Genomic DNA, 19,022 nt, shown 5'->3' with positions numbered 1-19,022 from the left:
ATCAAGTTTAGGCACCAAGAGTTCCACCATCGCGCCATGGATGCAAGGACACAAAAAACCAAACATACCCTTGCACAAGACCTAGGGAGCTTTGGTTACACGCCATACGGTGTTCCCCACATCATCCGCAACCAGCAGGGCGCCGGTCTGATCCAGAGCAACACCAACCGGGCGGCCATGCACATGCTCTTCATCCGGGGTCAAAAAACCCGTTAAAACAGACTGAGGCATCCCAGCCGGTTTGCCTTGAGCAAAGGGAATATAAATTACCCTGTAACCACTTTTAGGCCGCCGGTTCCAGGACCCATGCTGCCCCACAACCACGCCATGCCACAATGTTTCTGGCAGGAGTTGGGCCGTATTTGTAAAAGCCAGCCCCAACGATGCCGTATGCGGGCCAAGCGCATAGTCTGGCACAAGGGCGGAAGCCACCAGATCCGGGCGTGAAGGACGCACACGTACATCCTCATGCTGGCCATAATAGCTGTATGGCCAACCGTAAAATCCCCCCTCCTTAACCGCCGTCATGTAATCAGGCACCAGATCACTACCGATTTCATCGCGCTCATTGACCGCAACCCATAAAGCGCCTGTTTGCGGCTCCCAGCCCATACCATTGGGGTTACGCAAACCTGTTGCGTAAGGGGTTAATTTTCCTGTTTGCAAATCCACCCGGTCAATCCGGGCACGCCCTTCTTCCACCTCCATACCGTGTTCGGCCACGTTACTGTTGGACCCTACGGTCACATACAAAAAGCGTCCATCTGGGCTGGCCAGAATATTTTTGGTCCAGTGGTGGTTATACCCAGCGGGCAGATCGACCACTTTTACAGGTGGCGCGGTAATGTGCGTATCACCCTCATGGTACGGGAATTTGAGAATGGCATTGGCATCCGCCACATAAAGATCATTCCCGACCAGTGCCATGCCAAAAGGAGAATAGAGATGATCAAGCAGAACAGTCCGCATGGTGGCTACACCCTGCCCGTTTTCATCACGTAGCAGAACAATTCTGTTGGGGCTGGGCACACCCGCCCCGACTGCCCCCATAACCCAACTGGCAATACGGTTTTTAAGAGTTTGAATATCCGTATCCGGAGAATTACTCTGTGCGACCAGAACATCCCCATTCGGTAAGGTATAGAGCCAGCGTGGATGGTCCAGGTGGCGCGCGAATGCGGCAACAGCAAGCCCCGGTGCGGGCGTTGGGTGCTCGCCATTTGGACTGGCTATATTGACTGTTGGCAGGGGCCGCCCCGATGGAGCCGGTAAAAGCGGATCTGGTCCCGTACCCTGTTCCACAGTAAGGCGTGCCCGCTCACTCCGGGAGTATTGAACCACCCCACCCCCAGCAACAATAAAAGCTAACAGCATACTCCCTGCCAGCCACATGGATCGCTTGTTCATAACCCCACCCCTGCCATACCAAGACCAAAAAAACATCTATCCAGAACGTGGCAGACAACCGCAAGTTCGCAAGACCTCCATGGTGCACAATGGCTGCATGGCCAGCCCCTGCGGGAACATCAGGATGATATAACACGAAGTTTTATTGCATCCCTGCCCACAAGCACGCGTTACTTCCAGCACTCTCTACATCACGAGAGAGGCAACGCCTTATTTGAGAACAATCATGTTCATACAGCCTCTTGCTCCTGTGGGTCATAGCCTTCTGCTCTCCTTTGTTGTAGCGGCCTGCCCCATTCTTGTTACCCTGTTCATGATGGGTATTTTGCGCCGTCCGGCCTGGCAATCCTCCCTGGGGGGGCTGCTGGTCGGGCTGGTTATTGCCATTGGCCTGTGGGGTATTCCGCCTACACTGGCACTTGCCAGCATTAGCAATGGCATTGTGTTTTCGCTCCTACCTGTCATGTGGATCGCGCTTTGCGCCCTGCTGCTGTTTAATGTTGCCGTGCACAACGGCCGGTTTGATGCTTTTCGGGGCTGGATTATTCAGCACGTCCCCAACGACCGCCGCATTATTCTTATTGTTCTGGGCTTCTGCTTTAGTGCGGCACTGGAAGGTGTGGCCGGGTTTGGCACACCTGTTGCCATTACCAGTGCGTTGCTGATCCTTCTTGGTTTTCCCGCGCTTGATGCGCTGACCTACGTGCTGATCTTCAATTCCGCACCGGTCGCATTTGGCGGGCTGGGTATTCCCGTCACCGTACTGGGGTCCATTACCGGCCTGCCGCCAGATGTACTGGGGGCAACCATTGGCCGGCAGCTTACTCCCTTTGCCTGCCTTATTCCTTTTTACGTTATGGCGCTTTATGGCGGATGGCGCTCCGTGCGCCAGATGTGGCCCATTCTGCTGGTTGCAGGCGGAAGCTTTGCCCTGACCCTGCTGGTTATTTCCGGCGCAGGTCTTTACAGCCTGAGCAATGTGCTTTCCTCCAGCGTATCACTCGTGGCGAGCATTCTGTTCCTGCGCGTGTGGCGGCCACAGCCAGATCCGGATTACGCCATAGACCTGAGCCAGATCGACGCAAAAACTCCAACAGAAAAAACCACTGTTCCACTCTGGCAGGGCTGGATACCGTGGGTAACGGTTATTGCCGTTGTTATTGCATGGGACGCACTGCATGTTGCCCGCATTGGCGCACTCCCCGTCCACTGGCCGGGGTTGGACAATGCTGTTTTCATATCGCTGTATAAAACCGTTTATGCCGCAGTCTGGAAGTTTGAACCTCTTGGTACCGGCACTGCCATTCTGGTTGCCGCCATTCTGAGCGCCCTGTTTACCCGGACAACACTCGGCCAGTTTGGAGCCGCCATTGCCACAACCATCCGGCAGGCATGGCTGGCCGTTGTAACCGTGGCCCTGACCATTGGTCTGGCATTTTTGATGAACTATTCGGGCATGACCTACACACTGGGCTATGCCGTATCTTCCACCGGAATGCTCTTCCCGCTGGTTTCGGTCTTTCTGGGCTGGATTGCTGTCTTCCTGACCGGAAGCGATACATCGGGCAATGCGCTTTTTGGCAATTTGCAGGTGGCCGCAGCCCACCAGCTCTCGCTCGACCCGGTTCTGTTTGCATCGGCCAACTCTTCGGGTGGGGTCATGGGGAAAATGATCTCCCCACAGAACATTACCACCGGTGTATCCGTGACCTCACTCAAAGGGCAGGAGGGCGTTGTGCTTGCCCGCACGTTCAAGCACAGCCTTTTCCTGACCTTCTGCATGGGTGTGCTGGTCGTTATCCAGCAATTTGTGCTGCATTAAAAACCACCCCTCCCCCCTGCATACATAATGCAGGGGGGAGGGCGGCAACGCATCAAACCCCGGGAACAGGCTGTAGAATATGCACCTGCAATGGTGCATCAAGCTGCCCTTCCAGATCAGAAGCCAGCTTTTTAAAATGGGGTGTTTCCATATGGTCCGCCAAAGCCTGACGGCTGGCCCAGCGTTCAATAAAAATCAGCGTCTGCGGGTCATCCAGATCACGGTTGGGCACATACTGGCGGTTTGTTGCCTCCGCGCGGGAGGGAGCCGCACAGGCAGCCATGGCTTTTGCCACCTCCTGCTCGCAGCCCGGTTTGGTTTTGAGAATGGCCACGACTGTAATTTCATCACTCATGAGTAAGACCTTACTATCATACAGAAAAGAGGTAATACCGGGCATAATAGAAAACTGAACCCTCTGTGACTACCAGCCCATCGCCTGTTTTTGCGCCCTTTGCCTGCATACCGCGCATTTGCTGGCTTGGAGTGAACAGGCACCCCCTTTATAGTCACGCATGACCTTAACCCAGTGGTGATGCGGTTTTTTGGGCCAGCCCATCTGACAGCATACCGCGTTTACCCTGACCCCTCTTACGCACCGGATTAACGCCTCCATGCTTCCTGTTCTGATGTTTCCACAGTTCGACCCGGTGCTGGTGCATTTCGGTCCATTAGCCGTTCGCTGGTATGCCCTGTCCTATATTCTGGGCATTGTGCTGGGCATTATGCTGCTTCGCAAACTGGTTGCCCTGCCCCCACGTGCTGGCACGGCAGTTCTGGCAGATGACTTTTTAACATGGGTTACTATTGGGGTGCTTGTAGGCGGGCGGCTTGGTTATGTTCTGTTCTACCAGCCTGGCTATTACCTCAGCCATCCGCTCTCCATCCTTCAGGTGTGGCATGGTGGCATGTCCTTCCATGGTGGAGCGCTGGGGGTCATTACCGCCATGGTGCTGTTTACATGGCGGTACAAACTCAACTTTCTGGCCTTTGCGGACCGCGTAACCGTGGCAGTGCCCATTGGGCTGGGGCTGGGGCGGCTGGCCAACTTTATTAACGGGGAGCTATGGGGCCGCGAAGCACCGGCCAGCTTGCCATGGGCCATGATTTTCCCGACTGGCGGACCTATCCCCCGGCATCCTTCCCAGCTCTACGAATCCCTGACCGAAGGGCTTTTGCTGTTTCTGGTCCTGTACATAACCTCCCGCCGCCAATCCGTACGCGAGCATCCTGGCTTTCTGGCGGGCATGTTCTTGGCGGGGTATGCGTGTGCGCGGTCGTTTTGCGAATTTTTCCGCGAGCCAGACTCTTTTCTTGGCTATCTGCCCGGCGGCATTACAATGGGGCAACTCCTGTGCATACCCATGCTGCTTGCAGGTATTGCTCTTATGGTCAACGCCCGCCGGCAGCCCATTTACACAGGTCTGCCCGACCCGCAAAATCAACCCGGCGAAAAAAACTGAACGGAACTATGGCAGCACACATCTACAACGCAGAGCGACTTGACCACTTTATGGCGCGGGTAAATGCCCAGTATTATGCGGAAACTCCGTTCCTGTCGGACTTTATTACCGCGCCTGAAATTTCTCAGGTTTTTGGCGAGCTGCTGGGTGCGTGGGCCATTACCGTCTGGCAGGGCATGGGCAGCCCCGCCAAGCTTATCCTCGCCGAAGCCGGGCCCGGTCGGGGTACGCTTATGGCCGATGCACTGCGGGTGATTACCCGTCAGGCACCCGATATGGCGCAGGCACTCAGTGTGCATCTGGTCGAAACATCGCCCCGGTTGCGGCAGGTTCAGGCAGAAATTCTCAAACCTTATGCGCAGCCAGTCTGGCATAAACATGTTGGCGACATACCAGCAGGCCCCATGATCCTGCTGGCCAATGAATTTTTAGATGCTTTGCCTGTCCGCCAGTTTATCCAGACCAAAACCGGCTGGCACGAACATTACGTTGCCAACAAAACGCTGGAACTTATTTCCTGCCCGGCGCCATCGCTGCCGGATAGCCGCGTACTGGAACCCAATACAGTGGTAGAGATATGCGAACAGGCCCAGCACATTGTGCGCGATCTGGCACGCAGGTTTGCCCATTCCCCCGGTGTTGCCCTGTTTATTGATTATGGGCACAACACAAATTCTACAGGTGACTCCCTTCAGGCCTTACGCCACGCCCGACCTGCGCACCCGCTTCAGGCGGAAGAGGGGGAAGCAGACCTGACCACCCATGTGGATTTTACAGCACTCCTTGCCGTTGGCCGCAAAGCAGAAGCTGCCACGTATGGCACAGAAGATCAGGGTGATTTTTTACGTCATCTTGGCATCATGGAGCGCACGGAGCAGCTGGCAAGCCGCGCAACCCCACAGGATGCAGCCATACTGCGCTCGGCCGCTGACCGGCTGGTCGCACCAGAAAAAATGGGCCATCTGTTCAAGGTCATGGCTTTGGCAACACCGACCTTGCCCACTCCCCCCGGCTTTACGAAAGGTCCGGTTGCATGACCCATTCCCCCACGGTACCGTCCAGACTTGCCCCCCTGACCAGCCCATTGCTGGAGCAGACCCGGCATGGTTTTTTTACCAGAGAAGGCGGCGTGTCCACCGGGCCATATGCAAGCCTGAACTGCTCCACAAAATCCGGCGATACAGCTGAAAATCTGGCAGAAAACCGGGCTCGTGTTGCCCAACATATGGGCGTACAACCCGACTGCCTGCTTGGCGTTACACAGGTGCATGGACCAACCGTTATCACGGCAACAAACGCGTGGCCTGCGGGCAGTGGTGCCGCAGCCGATGCGCTGGTTACCAACCACCCTGAACTGGCCATAAGCGTTATTACCGCCGATTGCGCACCTGTTCTGTTCAGCAATGCTCAGGGCACAATTGTGGGTGCTGCACACGCAGGATGGCGGGGAGCATTAAGCGGCGTACTGGAAGCCACAATAGATGCCATGCTGGCCCTTGGTGCCCAGCGAGACAGCCTGAGTGCTGTTGTTGGCCCCTGCATTGCGCAGGAAAGCTATGAAACGGCTGAGGACATGCACTCAGCCATTACCAGCACAGACCGGCAGGCTGCACAGTTTTTTTCCCCCGGCAAGCGGGCTGGTCATTACCAGTTTGATCTGGCTGGATGGTGCGTTTTTCGCCTCCAGCGCGCTGGCATTCACCATGCTGCCGCTCTGGGTGTGGATACGCTGGGTGATGAAACACGCTTTTTTAGCCACAGGCGGCGGACACTCGCTGGCGGTGGCCCCATAGGACACCAGATTTCTGTTATCGCTACGGGAACCCGCAACGGATGATACGTCGCCAAAAATCTTTACGTTTGGCCTTACCCTGCTCTGCCCTTCTGCTGTTAAGTGGGTGTCTGGATGTGCCACACCCATTTGCCCATTCTGGCCAAAATGGCCCCGGACTGGCAGGTAGTGCTCCACCATCCAGGCTGGATGTGCCCACCCCCGCTAACGCCCTTCTGTCTGATGCCAACGCCAGCCTGTGGGCAAAGGATGTTGCCGCAGAACTGCTCCAGCAGACCATTCCTGCCATAGCCCAGCCTACCCGCAAGGGGGACTGGTGGCTCAATATGCAGGCGGAACTCCGTAACGGGCAGGTTGTACCGATCTATACGGTCATGACCCCCAAAAACACGGTCAGAGCCACTCAGGAAGGCCAGCCCGTTCCTGTGGAGCAATGGTCCACAGGCAGCGATGCGCTCTTTACCGCCGTTGCGCAGGATGCCGCCGTACGCATTGCCTCGGTTCTTACAGGCATTCAGGCGGATGATATGGATAAAGACCCGCACAGTCTCAAACACCGCGCGGCAAAGGTCTATTTTGCAGGTGTCAGCGGCGCACCGGGGGACGGCAATACTGCGCTGGCACAGGCATTTATTGCCTCCTTCCGCGATAGTGCCGATACTATTCAGAACACCGCCAAAAATGCTGACTTTACCGTGACCTCCACAGTCCGGCTTACCCCCGGTCCGGCGGGCACAACCGGCCATCCTCAGGAACATATTGAAATTGTCTGGCGGGTGGTGGACAGCAATGGCAAGGAAGCCGGTGCTGCAACACAACTCCACGACATAGACGCCCACTCGCTCGACCAGTATTGGGGCGATGTGGCCGTAGCTGCCGCGCAGGAGGCTGCGGCCGCCACCAAACAGATTATTGATCGTTATTCAGGCCGCGATAACGCACCACTTACGTCCCCCGGAGGCAAACCACCTTCGGCTGCCAAACCTGCAGCCCCGGCCGGATAATACCACCCACTCAGGGCCGCGATTCGGGGGAAATCACAACGCAGCCGCTCATTTTGCGGCATGCGCCCAGTGCATCCGTGTGGGAAAGATTGGTCAAACGGGCGCGATATAGCCGCCCTTTTGCTGCCTGCACCGCAGCAATCTGAACATGCGCGCCAGACAAAAGACTTTCCTGATGCTGGGCACGCCCTGATGCCTGCTGGGCCAAAGCAGCGGAACTGAATGCCCCAACCTGAATAGCCCAGTTTTTAGCCTCCTGCCCCCGCACCTTCCTGCTGAGCAGGGGGGCTGGCTCTGCATGGGCGCTTGAGAACAGGCGTAAATTCCCTTCTGTATGCCCCTGCGCCAGCGCGACACGGGCTGGTTCTGCACTTTCCACCCCGCTTTCTATTACCGGGGGGGATGCTTCCGCCGTATCATCTGTTGTCTGGGCAACCTGTACCGGGGTTGTCTGCTCCGCTGTCTGGGCAGAGGCTCCCAGCCGCTTGGCCCAGATTGCCCGCACATCCGCCGGACTTTCCGTTAACCCATCAACCCGCGTTTTACGTGAAACAGGGTGCCAGCCCTGCCCGTAAGAACCAGCCTGTACAGCCGCACTGTCCGCCGATGTATCATCCCCACCAATGGCGTCTGCCACCTGTACCGGCTGCATGGTACCCTGCTGGCGATTAGACCACGCTGCCCGGACCGCACTGATCCCTCCCTGCGTACGGGCTGCAGAAACCCCTGCCGCGCTTTGTGCAAACGAATCATGGCTTGCCACCTGCATATCCGCCTGAGAGCGGTTAAGCGGCGAAATGCCAACAATACGCCGCCCTATGGAGGCAACATAATTCCGCGTCTCCCGCGGAAGGGTGCGATTGCGGGTAATAAAATCTTCCAGCCGACCGGGACCAGCATTATAGGCCGCCAAAAAGCCCGGAGAACCATATACATCGTATAGCTGACGCAAATAGGCCGTGCCCGCCATAATATTATCATGCGGTTCGTACGCATCGCTCCCAAGGTTATAGGCGGCGCGCATTTCGTCATACGTTGGGGGCATAAGCTGCATTAACCCCATGGCGCCGGGGCCAGATGTAACCAGCTGACCATCATGGAATAACCGCCCCCCCGATTCCTGCTGAATAACGGCGCGGACCCATTCCTCCGGCACATCAAACCGTTTGGATGCTTCCTGAATATATGGCCCCCACGGATCCTCTGGTGGGCCGGGCGGAGCATAGTAGGAACGGGCATGTTCGCGGTAAAACTCGGCTTCCTGCGCAACTGGCACGTCCGTGTCAGTCCCTCCGGGCTGTCCCGCGCAGGCGGCAAGCAGGGCCAGAAGGCCCAAGGCCAGCACGCTTTTGAACCTGCTCATAACATTGCGTAACTGACTGACGGCACAACAGTCTTGCATCCTGTAAGGGGCCTGTCTGCCTGTCATGCTGTTTAATCCATCCTTGCCTTGGTACAGGAAGCGTAGCCTGATCCACGCCGGGTGCAGCATAACCGGGCCAAAAAATGCAACCATCTGTTTATACGTGCATACCCCACATGCCAGAAACCACCAAGAGTTCCCACACGTCTCCAGTTCGGGGCTGTAGCGTTCAATCTGGTTTATTTTATGGCAAAGCAGGCCCAGCACCACAATTTTGGCCTGATCCACACATTCTGCAAAAAAGTGCTGCCACCGCCCCTTACAAAAAGCGGATAACCTTAAGCAGGAACCATGTTCCCATCATAATTAAAAAACACAGCCCGCCAGCGTCCACAGTACCCCATGTTCCATTGGTCAGGAACATGCCACCGGTATTCATACCAAAAAAGCCCGTCACCAATGTTGCAGGCAACATAAGAATGGTGCCAACGGTCAGAATATACAGCCGTCGGTTGGTTTCTTCCGCCTGATTGGAGGTCAGCTCATCCTGCAACGAGCGGGCACGATCCTGAAGCGCCATAAGGTCATCGAGCGCTGCATGGACCTGCCGGTGAGACCTGTCCTTCAGGTCATCTTCCGCCCATTCGGGCAACTCCAGCTCTTCATCCCGAAAAATACGGTCCACAGGGGCCAAAACCCGCCGCAGTTCCGTGGAACGACGACGCACCATACCGAGCAGACCACTCACCCGCCCCAGATCCGTATCGCGGTCGAGCATCAGCAGCACATCTTCCGCCCGATCCAACTGGTCATCCAGACGAGCAAAGTCCCGCCGAAGCGTATCGGCAAATTCCAGCAAGGCACGGTCCACCACCTTGGCGGGGGAACGGGGCACCAGACCACGCTTGAGCTCATGAAAAACCACCCCAAGAGCAGGGATGGGATGCCGCCGGGTCGTAAGCAGCAAATCCGACTCCAGAGCAAAACGCCAGGTGCTGACATTACGGTCATCATCTGTCGAGGTATCGTCAAACGCGGGAAGCGCGCCAAAAACAATATCCCCCTCACTTTCCAGCCGGGTACTGCGTTCCAGATTGGTCAGCACCTGCCGCACTTCCTCCGGCAGAGAGGGAATGGTCTCGATCTGATGGCGGGACATGGTATGCACGATATCGAAGTGGAACCATGCCCACCCCTCACCTTCGGCAAATTCTGGTGGAAAATTCCCAGTTGTCAGGCGATGAACAACAACATCGCGCTCCAGTTCCTGCGGCTCCTGACCGGGACGGCAGTAAATGGCCCAGACCAGACCATCACGCAGCAGGGTTCCTCCTTCAGAAAGCAAATCTGCCAGTGGAGATAAAGTGGTTCCAGCCAATTCCGATCTCCCTGTTCTGCTAATCTGTTATGGAGGTTTTTTTCCAGTACGCCGCAAACACCCGATCGCGGCAATGGTGAAGGCTAAAAGGCTCTACAACACGCACAAGCCACACAAAAAGGGGAGCGGTCAACCACCCCTCCCCTCATTTCTACCCTGTTTTTAAAGGGAGCGTATTGTTGGCCGGCGCGGTGTTGCTGTGCGTTCCTGCTTGGGGCGAGCAGCCCCACCGGCACGGTTGGACTTAAGCACAGGTGCGGCTGTAAGCTCTGCCTCAAGTTGGGCTATGCGTTTGCGCACACTCTCCTTCAATGCAGGAGACGTGTGGGACTTCATGGCCGCCAGCGTTTCCTTCAGGTCACGCAGTTGTTTCTGTTTTTCCGGCAAAGAACGCCGGATCGGCTGGTTATCAGACATCTGGCCGCGAAAAGCGCGCATGAACAGACCCTCCATCAAATCAAGACCGTGCGGCTGGGTATGCGGCACGGTTTATGTCTTAAAAATTTAATACCTGACCATCCGGCTGCACCCGCTTTGGACACAAAGCGGACATGACCCAATTCAGATTGGGATGACCGGATAGATGACCAGACGGTTTTTACGAATTGCGAAGAACACTATCGCGCAAAACATCAAGCAACGTCTGACACTGCTCTTCCGTACCAACCGTAATGCGCAACCACGCCATTGTGCGTTCACCCTTCAGGTGCCGGACAAGAATGGCCCGGGATCTCAACTGCGCTGCGAGTTCTCCTGCATCACGATCGGGATGGCGAGTGTAAACAAAGTTTGCCATGGACGGCAAGACTTCAAAACCAAGAGCTTCCAGTCCAGTGCTCAACAGGCTCCGGTTTTGTATGACCCGCTGCACACTTTGGGTAAACCATGCCTCATCCTCAACAGACGCCGTGGCCCCAACCTGCGCCAGACGATCCAGCGGGTAAGAATTAAAGCTGTCCTTGACCCGCACCAGAGCTTCGATCAGCTCGGGCTGCCCAAAGGCAAAGCCAACCCGCGCCCCCGCCAGCGCACGGGATTTGGAGAATGTCTGCACAACCAGCAGATTGGGATAATCCCGGACCAGAGCCACGGCACTTTCTGCCCCAAAATCCACATAGGCCTCATCCACCAGCACAACCCGGTCCGGGTGCATTTCCAGCAGGGCGCGTATGCTTTCCAGCCCAAGGGCAATACCTGTTGGCGCATTGGGGTTGGCAATAACCACACCGCTGCATGGGCCTGCGTAATCTTCCACTGCAATACGCATGTCCGCCGTTAAGGGCACCATACGGTAGGGCAGCTTGTACAGACCGCAATAAACCTTGTAAAAACTGTAACTGATATCGGGGAAGAGCAACGGATCCCCATGCGCAAACAGAGCCTGAAAAGCGTGCGCCAGCACTTCGTCCGAACCATTGCCAACAAACACATGCGCTGCATCCAGCCCGACACGCTGCCCCAGTGCTGTCCGCAGGGCCAGAGCCTCCGGGTCCGGGTACAGGCGCATACTCTCGTTCGTAGCTGCCTTTATGGCCTCCAGCGCACGTGGGGACGGACCATAAGGCGATTCATTGGTGTTCAGCTTGATCAGATTGGCAATCTTTGGCTGTTCACCCGGCACATACGGCGTAAGGGTGTGCACAAGGGGGCTCCAAAAACGACTCATTCTGATCATTCCATAAAACAAGTTAAACGGCCTGCACTGGCAGACCGTTGCTCAAAAAAAACTCAGCAAAAACATCAATGCGCGACCTTGTGGTCAGGCTTTTTGCACAGGGTCAGGCAGAAACGCCTACCGCTTTTTTCAAATCCTGCAAGAGTGTTGCATTACCCTGCCTTTGCGCCAGATCAAGCGCATTCAGCCCCTCCCCATCACGCAGCAGCACATTGGCACCGGCCTGAAGCAGAATGCGCGCCACATCATCCCGCCCGAACATGACTGCAAACATAAGGGGCGTACGACCAACGGCATTGGGAATATCCACCTCGGCTCCTGCATCAAGCAGCATACGGGCCAGAACGGCATCACCTTTAAAGGCAATACCTGCCAGAGCCGTTGCCCCTTTTTCATCCTGCAGATTGGCATCAGCTCCACGGCTCAAAAGCACGCGCACGGCGTCCTTATGACCATTGTAGGATGCCAGAATAAGAGGGGTGTAGCCTTTTTCCACCTGCAGGTTCGGGCTCATTCCTGCATCAAGGAACCGGGCCAGCAGGTCTGCATCCCCTTCTCTGGCGGCATTGATGAACAGGGCTTCCACCTGCTCACGCGTAAAAGCCTGCCCGCCCTCTCCGGCTGCCGGATTGGCGGGGGCCTGCCCGGACTGTACCCGGCTAGACTCTTCTGTCATGGCTGACCTCCGGAAAAAACGGTTAAACCCAGAAGACAGACCGCCTGCCTTCTGATCGATGCGGCCTGACCGACCTCTCGGTTATGCCACATCCTCTCTTCCCCGTCCTCCCCGTTAGCAAAGACAGGCCGGGGAACATGGTAGAAAAACAACTCCTTTGATATAATGGGTAGAACTGGATAACTCCGCAAGGGTTCTGCCCGGTGCAAGCTCGTCTCTTGCCGAAAAATGCAGAACCGTGGAATTGTGCAAAAACTTCTTTTATTGGGGCCTCGTGCGCAGGCCCCGACCCTATTTTGCGGGCTTTGCCACATAAAGCCCAGTTGGAGGACAGGCCCGCTATGCGCGTTTCTTTTTCTACCCCCCTTCGTGCGCCAGCCGGAGCTGAAGCCGGTAGATCAAACAACCCGGACACACTGTGCATCAACACCATTCGCACACTGGTCATGGATGCCGTGCAGAACGCCAATTCCGGGCATCCGGGCGCGGCCATGTCCATGGCCCCCATTGCCTATACCCTGTGGCAGAACACCCTGAACTACGACCCCGCAGCCCCACTGTGGCCCAACCGGGACCGCTTTGTGCTGTCCATCGGTCATGCCTCCATGCTGCTTTACGCACTGATCCATGTTGCAGGCATCCGCCAGGTTACAAATGGCAAGGTCACGGCAGACCCCGCACTCAGCGTGGAAGACCTCAAGCAGTTCCGCCAGTTTGGCTCCAAAACTCCCGGTCATCCGGAATATGGCCACACCACAGGGGTGGAAACCACAACAGGCCCGCTCGGCGCAGGCTGCGGGAACTCCGTAGGCATGGCCATTGCCGAAAAATGGCTGGCTGCGCGCTACAACAAGCCCGGCTTTACGCTGTTTGACCACAATATTTATACACTTTGTGGTGACGGCGACATGATGGAAGGCGTGTCCAGCGAGTCCGCCTCGCTCGCTGCGCATCTTGAACTGGGCAACCTGACGTGGATCTACGATTCCAATCGCATTTCCATCGAAGGATCGACCGAAGTCGCCTTTACGGAAAATGTGGCAGAACGGTTCGCAGCTTACGGTTGGCAGGTACTCGAACTCAAGGATGCCAATGACACGACCGCATTCCTTGAGCTGATTGACCGCTCCAAGGCCGAGCGCAACAAGCCAACCCTGATTATCGCACATTCCGTTATTGCCTGGGGCGCGCCGCACAAGGCTGGCAAGGCATCCGCCCACGGCGAACCGCTGGGTGCGGAAGAAGTGCGTGAGACCAAAAAATTCCTCAACTGGCCAGAAGACAGCAACTTTGCCGTACCAGACGAGGTTCTGCCCCACATGCAGGCAGGACTTGGCGCACGCGGGGCAACCGCACGTACGGCATGGGAAAAACTGTTTGCCGAATACCATACGGCCTACCCGGCAGAAGCTGCCGAGCTGGACGCCATTTTTGGCGGCAACCTGCCAGAAGGATGGGATGCGGATCTCCCACTCTACCCCACCGATGCCAAAGGCATTGCATCCCGCGCAAGTTCGGGGGAAGTGCTGAACGCCGTGGCTGGCCGTCTGCCGTGGTTGCTTGGGGGTTCTGCCGATCTGGCACCATCCACCAAAACACTGCTCAAGGGGCAAGCCAGTTTTCAGCCAGTCAAGTGGGGTGGCAGCTATGCTGGTCGTAACTTCCACTTTGGTGTGCGCGAACATGCCATGGGCGCAATTGTTAACGGCATGGCCCTGTATGGCCTGCGCCCCTATGGAGCCGGGTTCCTGATCTTCTCGGACTATATGAAGGCACCCATCCGCCTGTCCGCCCTGATGGGGCTGCCAGTGACCTATATCTTTACCCACGATTCCATTGGTGTGGGGGAAGATGGCCCAACCCACCAGCCCATTGAACAGCTGGTGCAACTGCGGGCAACCCCCGGACTGGTTACATTACGCCCGGCAGATGCAAACGAAGTAACCGAAGCGTGGCGCTACCTGATTGCCAACCGCTCCGGCCCTGCTGCGCTGGCACTCAGCCGCCAGAACCTGCCCACACTGGACCGGACGCGTTACGCACCGGCCTCCGGTCTGGCAAAAGGGGCTTATGTGCTGGCCAGCAGCGAGCAGACCCCCAAGGTCATTCTGATTGCAACCGGCAGCGAACTCTCGCTGGCGGTTGATGCTTACGAAACCCTGAGTGCCCAAGGCATCCCTGCCCGTGTGGTCTCCATGCCAAGCTGGGAACTGTTTGAAGCCCAGCCACAATCTTACCGCGAAAGCGTCCTACCCTCCGCAGTAACGGGGCGCGTGGTGGTGGAAGCTGGTTCCCCCATTGGATGGGACCGCTACGCAGGCCCCACAGGCACCATTATCGCCATGAACGGTTTTGGTGCATCGGGTCCGGCAGGCCAGTTGCTCAAGCATTTTGGCTTTACGGTGGAAGCCGTTGTGGACGCAGCCCGCAAACAGGCAGGCTGAACCAGACGCCCAGTCTGGCGTAACGGTTACAGGATGAGGCCCGGCTTTTCCCGACCAGGAGAAGAGCCGGGCAGGATAAGGATATGCACGTATGACCGCCTCTGCACCAACAGGCAGCAACCCACTACAGGCCCTGAGCACGGTCCAGCAGTCTCCATGGCTGGACTTTATCCGCCGTTCCTTTGTGGAGGATGGGTCACTGGCCAAACTGGTGCAGAGCGGAGACATACGTGGCGTGACCTCCAATCCCGCCATCTTCCAGAAAGCGATGGGAGAAGGCACGGAATATGACCAGCAGATGCGCGAACTTCTGGCGCATGACATTCTTTCCCCCGGTGCACTCTACGAACGTCTGGCCGTAGCCGACATTCAGGCAGCCGCCCGCGTGCTTGCCCCGGTTTACCAACAGACCAAAGGACGGGACGGCTTTGTAAGCCTTGAAGTCTCCCCTTATCTGGCCCGTGATGAGGCCGGTACAACGCAGGAAGCAGAACGGCTGTGGGCGGACGTAAACGCCCCCAACCTGATGATCAAAATCCCCGCAACGCCACAGAGCATTCCGGCCATACGCAAAACTATTGCTGCGGGCATTAACGTTAACGTGACACTCATTTTCTCGCTCGCAGCCTACAGGGATGTGGTTGAAGCTTGGCTAGCCGGGCTGGAAGACCTGAAGGCCCGCGGGGGCGACCTCTCCCACGTGGCTTCTGTGGCCTCGTTTTTCGTCAGCCGGATTGATGGCAAGATTGATGCCACCATTGACCGCCGGATCGAAGCAGGGGACCAGCACGCCCAGAATCTGCGCAACCTGCGGGGCAAGGTTGCCATTGCCAACGCCAAGATGGCTTATGTTTACTGGCAGGAAATCATGCAGACCCCACGCTGGAAAGTGCTGGAGGATGCAGGTGCGCAAACCCAACGTCTGCTCTGGGCCTCCACGGGCACCAAGGACAAAACCTACAGCGATGTGCTGTATGTGGACACGCTGATCGGCCCACACACGGTTAACACGCTCCCCCCTGCAACCATGGATGCGTTCCGTGACCATGGCACGGTCAGCGAAACCCTGACACAGGGCATTGCCGAAGCCCGTCAGGTCATGGATGACACCGAGCGTTTTGGACTTGATCTTAACGGCGTCACCACAACATTGCTCGATGAAGGCGTACGTGCCTTTGAAGATGCGTTTGATGCGCTCCTCGGGTCTGTTGCCACCAAGCAGATTGCCCTGATGGGCAACAAGCTCACATCCCTGAAAACCAGCCTGCCCGCAGACCTTGAGACAGCGGTTCAGGCCGGTCTGGAAGACTGGCGCAAAGGGGGGACTGTTCGCCGTCTCTGGCGCAAGGATGCCGCCGTATGGACTGGCCAATCCGAATCTGACTGGGTCAACTGGCTGACTGTAGTGGACGAACGGCTGGCCCATATCGCTGAACTGGAAACATTCCAGGCTGAAGTTAAGGCCCGGGGCTTTCAGCAGGTTCTGCTTATGGGCATGGGGGGGTCCAGCATGGGGCCAGAAGTGCTCGCCATGACTTTTGGCAAGCATGAAGGTTTTGGTCATCTGTATGTGCTCGATAGCACCGACCCACAGCAGGTCGCTGCGTTTGAACGCAAGATAGACCCCTACAACACGCTGTTTATTGTGGCCTCCAAGTCTGGCAGCACGCTTGAGCCGAACATTATGCTGGCTTATTTTCAGGATCTGGCAAAACGCGCCCTGAAGGAAAAAGCAGGCGCGCACTTTGTAGCCATTACGGACCCCGGATCCAAACTCGAAGCTCTAGCCAGGCAGGAAGGGTTCTGGAAAATTTTTGCTGGCGATCCCAAAATTGGTGGCCGCTACTCCATTCTCTCCAACTTCGGGCTTGTTCCTGCCGCCGCCGCAGGTGTGCCCGTACGCCTGTTTTTGGAAGATGCCCTGCGCGGAGTACGCCTGTGCGATGCCAGCGTGCCACCTGCCGTTAATCCCGGCGTGCAGCTAGGTACCCTTATGGGGGTTGCCGCCACGGCACTGGGGCGAGACAAGCTGACTATTATCGCCACCCCCCAGATTGCGGATTTTGGTGCATGGCTGGAGCAGCTGGTAGCGGAATCCACCGGCAAACATGGCAAAGGCATTATTCCAGTTGATAACGAAACACTGGGTGGCCCTAGCCGCTACGGCAAGGACCGGCTGTTTGTTTACCTGCGCCTTGAACCCGAACACAGGCATGAGCAGGACGAAGCCATTGCAACCCTGATTGACGCAGGCCAGCCGGTTATTACCATCAACTTACATACCAAGCGCCAGATTGCGCAGGAATTCTTCCGGTGGGAGATGGCAACTGCTGTTGCCGGTGCATTTATGGGCATTGACCCATTTGACCAGCCGGATGTGGAATCCACCAAGGTTGAAACCCGCAAGCTGACTGAAGCGTACGAAAAAACCGGAGCTCTGCCAGCCCAAACACCTTTTGCGGAATTTGGACCTCTTGCTTTTTTTGCAGACCCAGACAATGCGGAGGCGGTTAAGGCAGAGAGTGCCGCTGGTATTCTCAAAGCCCATTTTGACCGCGTTAAACCCGACGATTACGTAGCTCTGCTGGCTTTTATTGAACGTAACCGTGAAACTGCAGAATGGCTCCAGCATATCCGCCTGCATGTGCGGGATGCAAAAACCATTGCAACATCCACAGGTTTTGGGCCGCGCTTTTTGCACTCCACAGGTCAGGCCTACAAAGGTGGACCGAACACGGGGGTATTCCTGCAAATAACAGCCGACAATGCACGGGACCTGCCCGTACCAAACACCAGCTATACATTTGGCGTGGTTGAAGCCGCACAGGCACGGGGGGATTTTGATGTGCTAAGCGAGCGCAAACGCCGCGCACTGCGCGTGCACATCCGCGGCAAGCTCAAGGAAGGGCTTGCAGCCTTGGCCGCAGCCCTGCATGACGCCCTGTAACATTGAGATCCGAACCAAGAGAGACATTCATGCAGATTGGCATTGTTGGGCTGGGCAGGATGGGGGGCAACATTGCCGTCCGCCTGACACGCCACGGACACGACGTTGTTGTTTACGACCGGGACAACGCTGCGGTGGAAAAAACCGTAGCGCGTGCGGAAGCTGGCCGCGCCACAGGTGCGACCAGTCTGGCCGATGTGGTGGCACGGCTGAATGGTCCCAAAAAAATTGTATGGTCCATGCTCCCTGCAGGCGACATTACGGAAGAAACCGTTATGTCCCTCGCTGGGCTTATGGCGCAGGGCGATATTGTGATTGACGGTGGCAACACCTACTACAAAGACGATATCCGCCGCGCCAAAATACTGGCCGAAAAAGGTATTGATTACCTGGATATTGGCACATCAGGCGGCGTATGGGGCCTGGAACGTGGCTACTGCATGATGTACGGTGGCGCCAAGGATGCCGCCGATTATATTGACCCCATTCTGGCAGCCCTTGCCCCCGGCATGGGGGATATTCCCCGTACCCCCGACCGTGACCGCGAAGGTCTGGACCCCCGTGCAGAACAGGGCTACCTGTATTGTGGACCTGCTGGATCAGGCCATTTTGTTAAAATGGTTCATAACGGCATTGAATACGGCATGATGCAGGCCTTTGCGGAAGGGTTTGACGTTATGTACCGCAAGGACTCCCCATTGCTGGCCGAAGATGAACGGTTTTCGCTGAACATGGCGGATATTGCCGAAGTCTGGCGGAGGGGGAGCGTGGTGTCCTCCTGGCTGCTGGACCTTACGGCGCAAGCTCTTGCCAATAACAGCGAGCTTTCCAAATTCAGCGGAGAAGTCAGCGATTCAGGCGAAGGACGCTGGACGATTGAAGCAGCGATTGAAGAGGCTGTACCCGTCCCGGTTATGACGGCCGCCCTGTTCACGCGCTTTCGCTCACGCAGTGACAATACATTTGCCGAAAAAGTGCTGTCCGCCATGCGGTTTGGCTTTGGTGGTCACGTAGAAAACAAAGGTTAAAGCCATATTCCCCTGCCCTGTTA

Annotated in this window: 15 protein-coding genes; 8 read left to right on the top strand and 7 right to left on the bottom strand. The window is 56.7% G+C overall.

Going from position 1 to position 19,022, the window contains the following annotated elements; translation table 11 throughout:
- Window positions 1–81: 81 nt before the first annotated feature.
- Complete coding sequence (locus Absy_RS09435) at window positions 82–1,443, bottom strand: PQQ-dependent sugar dehydrogenase (RefSeq protein ID WP_052945740.1); 1,362 nt, start codon at window positions 1,441–1,443, stop codon at window positions 82–84.
- Between the two features lie 190 nt (window positions 1,444–1,633).
- Between Absy_RS09435 and Absy_RS09430 the strand changes: the two genes are divergently transcribed.
- The gene (locus Absy_RS09430) at window positions 1,634–3,229 is read left to right on the top strand and encodes an L-lactate permease (RefSeq protein ID WP_048854504.1); all 1,596 of its coding nucleotides are present in this window, start codon (window positions 1,634–1,636) and stop codon (window positions 3,227–3,229) included.
- A gap of 52 nt (window positions 3,230–3,281) precedes the next feature.
- On the opposite strand, the gene Absy_RS09425 is transcribed toward Absy_RS09430, so the two are convergent.
- The gene (locus Absy_RS09425; protein WP_048854540.1) at window positions 3,282–3,584 is read right to left on the bottom strand and encodes a putative quinol monooxygenase; all 303 of its coding nucleotides are present in this window, start codon (window positions 3,582–3,584) and stop codon (window positions 3,282–3,284) included.
- A gap of 259 nt (window positions 3,585–3,843) precedes the next feature.
- Between Absy_RS09425 and lgt the strand changes: the two genes are divergently transcribed.
- The 4 genes from lgt to Absy_RS09405 are packed head-to-tail and all read left to right on the top strand — an operon-like array spanning window position 3,844 to window position 7,488.
- Window positions 3,844–4,692, top strand: a complete 849-nt coding sequence (lgt, locus tag Absy_RS09420) for a prolipoprotein diacylglyceryl transferase (RefSeq protein ID WP_048854503.1) — start codon at window positions 3,844–3,846, stop codon at window positions 4,690–4,692.
- 8 nt (window positions 4,693–4,700) lie between these two features.
- Complete coding sequence (locus tag Absy_RS09415) at window positions 4,701–5,729, top strand: class I SAM-dependent methyltransferase (RefSeq protein WP_048854502.1); 1,029 nt, start codon at window positions 4,701–4,703, stop codon at window positions 5,727–5,729.
- On the top strand, window positions 5,726–6,529 hold the full coding sequence (gene pgeF / locus Absy_RS09410) for a peptidoglycan editing factor PgeF (protein ID WP_048854501.1): 804 nt from the start codon (window positions 5,726–5,728) through the stop codon (window positions 6,527–6,529). Before Absy_RS09415 ends, pgeF begins: the two co-directional genes overlap by 4 nt.
- Window positions 6,526–7,488 (top strand): hypothetical protein, encoded by a 963-nt coding sequence (locus tag Absy_RS09405; protein WP_048854500.1) that lies wholly within the window; start codon window positions 6,526–6,528, stop codon window positions 7,486–7,488. The genes pgeF and Absy_RS09405 overlap by 4 nt, the downstream gene beginning before the upstream one ends.
- A gap of 10 nt (window positions 7,489–7,498) precedes the next feature.
- On the opposite strand, the gene Absy_RS09400 is transcribed toward Absy_RS09405, so the two are convergent.
- From Absy_RS09400 to Absy_RS09380, 5 genes are all read right to left on the bottom strand, one after another.
- Window positions 7,499–8,917, bottom strand: coding sequence for a lytic transglycosylase domain-containing protein (locus Absy_RS09400; protein ID WP_048854539.1), 1,419 nt, complete (start codon window positions 8,915–8,917; stop codon window positions 7,499–7,501).
- A gap of 253 nt (window positions 8,918–9,170) precedes the next feature.
- Window positions 9,171–10,229, bottom strand: coding sequence for a transporter (locus Absy_RS09395; protein WP_245614790.1), 1,059 nt, complete (start codon window positions 10,227–10,229; stop codon window positions 9,171–9,173).
- A gap of 162 nt (window positions 10,230–10,391) precedes the next feature.
- Window positions 10,392–10,667, bottom strand: a complete 276-nt coding sequence (locus Absy_RS09390; RefSeq protein ID WP_048854537.1) for a hypothetical protein — start codon at window positions 10,665–10,667, stop codon at window positions 10,392–10,394.
- A 160-nt stretch (window positions 10,668–10,827) separates the two neighbouring features.
- Window positions 10,828–11,895 (bottom strand): histidinol-phosphate transaminase, encoded by a 1,068-nt coding sequence (hisC, locus tag Absy_RS09385; protein ID WP_048854499.1) that lies wholly within the window; start codon window positions 11,893–11,895, stop codon window positions 10,828–10,830.
- 112 nt (window positions 11,896–12,007) lie between these two features.
- On the bottom strand, window positions 12,008–12,580 hold the full coding sequence (locus Absy_RS09380; protein WP_048854498.1) for an ankyrin repeat domain-containing protein: 573 nt from the start codon (window positions 12,578–12,580) through the stop codon (window positions 12,008–12,010).
- Window positions 12,581–12,921: 341 nt separating this feature from the next.
- Between Absy_RS09380 and tkt the strand changes: the two genes are divergently transcribed.
- The 3 genes from tkt (at window position 12,922) to gnd (ending at window position 18,999) form a co-directional block, all read left to right on the top strand.
- Window positions 12,922–15,024, top strand: a complete 2,103-nt coding sequence (gene tkt, locus Absy_RS09375; RefSeq protein WP_048854497.1) for a transketolase — start codon at window positions 12,922–12,924, stop codon at window positions 15,022–15,024.
- A 91-nt stretch (window positions 15,025–15,115) separates the two neighbouring features.
- A complete protein-coding gene (locus tag Absy_RS09370; RefSeq protein WP_048854496.1) occupies window positions 15,116–17,971 on the top strand; it encodes a bifunctional transaldolase/phosoglucose isomerase in 2,856 nt (951 codons plus the stop codon).
- Between the two features lie 29 nt (window positions 17,972–18,000).
- A complete protein-coding gene (gene gnd, locus Absy_RS09365) occupies window positions 18,001–18,999 on the top strand; it encodes a phosphogluconate dehydrogenase (NAD(+)-dependent, decarboxylating) (protein ID WP_048854495.1) in 999 nt (332 codons plus the stop codon).
- Window positions 19,000–19,022 lie beyond the last annotated feature (23 nt).

This window comes from Acetobacter syzygii (assembly GCF_000964225.1).
GTDB lineage: Bacteria > Pseudomonadota > Alphaproteobacteria > Acetobacterales > Acetobacteraceae > Acetobacter > Acetobacter syzygii.
The sequence above is the reverse complement of the archived record's forward strand: the minus strand, read 5'-3'. Positions and strand labels throughout refer to the sequence as shown.

What these genes read in the sequence shown, in the direction of transcription:
- Absy_RS09390 (WP_048854537.1), bottom strand. Translation starts at nt 10,667, where the DNA reads ATGCGCGCTTTTCGCGGCCAGATGTCTGATAACCAGCCGATCCGGCGT.
- Absy_RS09405 (WP_048854500.1), top strand. Translation starts at nt 6,526, where the DNA reads ATGATACGTCGCCAAAAATCTTTACGTTTGGCCTTACCCTGCTCTGCC.
- tkt (WP_048854497.1), top strand. Translation starts at nt 12,922, where the DNA reads ATGCGCGTTTCTTTTTCTACCCCCCTTCGTGCGCCAGCCGGAGCTGAA.
- Absy_RS09380 (WP_048854498.1), bottom strand. Translation starts at nt 12,580, where the DNA reads ATGACAGAAGAGTCTAGCCGGGTACAGTCCGGGCAGGCCCCCGCCAAT.
- pgeF (WP_048854501.1), top strand. Translation starts at nt 5,726, where the DNA reads ATGACCCATTCCCCCACGGTACCGTCCAGACTTGCCCCCCTGACCAGC.
- Absy_RS09415 (WP_048854502.1), top strand. Translation starts at nt 4,701, where the DNA reads ATGGCAGCACACATCTACAACGCAGAGCGACTTGACCACTTTATGGCG.
- hisC (WP_048854499.1), bottom strand. Translation starts at nt 11,895, where the DNA reads ATGAGTCGTTTTTGGAGCCCCCTTGTGCACACCCTTACGCCGTATGTG.
- Absy_RS09425 (WP_048854540.1), bottom strand. Translation starts at nt 3,584, where the DNA reads ATGAGTGATGAAATTACAGTCGTGGCCATTCTCAAAACCAAACCGGGC.
- Absy_RS09370 (WP_048854496.1), top strand. Translation starts at nt 15,116, where the DNA reads ATGACCGCCTCTGCACCAACAGGCAGCAACCCACTACAGGCCCTGAGC.
- lgt (WP_048854503.1), top strand. Translation starts at nt 3,844, where the DNA reads ATGCTTCCTGTTCTGATGTTTCCACAGTTCGACCCGGTGCTGGTGCAT.
- Absy_RS09400 (WP_048854539.1), bottom strand. Translation starts at nt 8,917, where the DNA reads ATGACAGGCAGACAGGCCCCTTACAGGATGCAAGACTGTTGTGCCGTC.
- Absy_RS09430 (WP_048854504.1), top strand. Translation starts at nt 1,634, where the DNA reads ATGTTCATACAGCCTCTTGCTCCTGTGGGTCATAGCCTTCTGCTCTCC.
- Absy_RS09435 (WP_052945740.1), bottom strand. Translation starts at nt 1,443, where the DNA reads ATGTTTTTTTGGTCTTGGTATGGCAGGGGTGGGGTTATGAACAAGCGA.
- gnd (WP_048854495.1), top strand. Translation starts at nt 18,001, where the DNA reads ATGCAGATTGGCATTGTTGGGCTGGGCAGGATGGGGGGCAACATTGCC.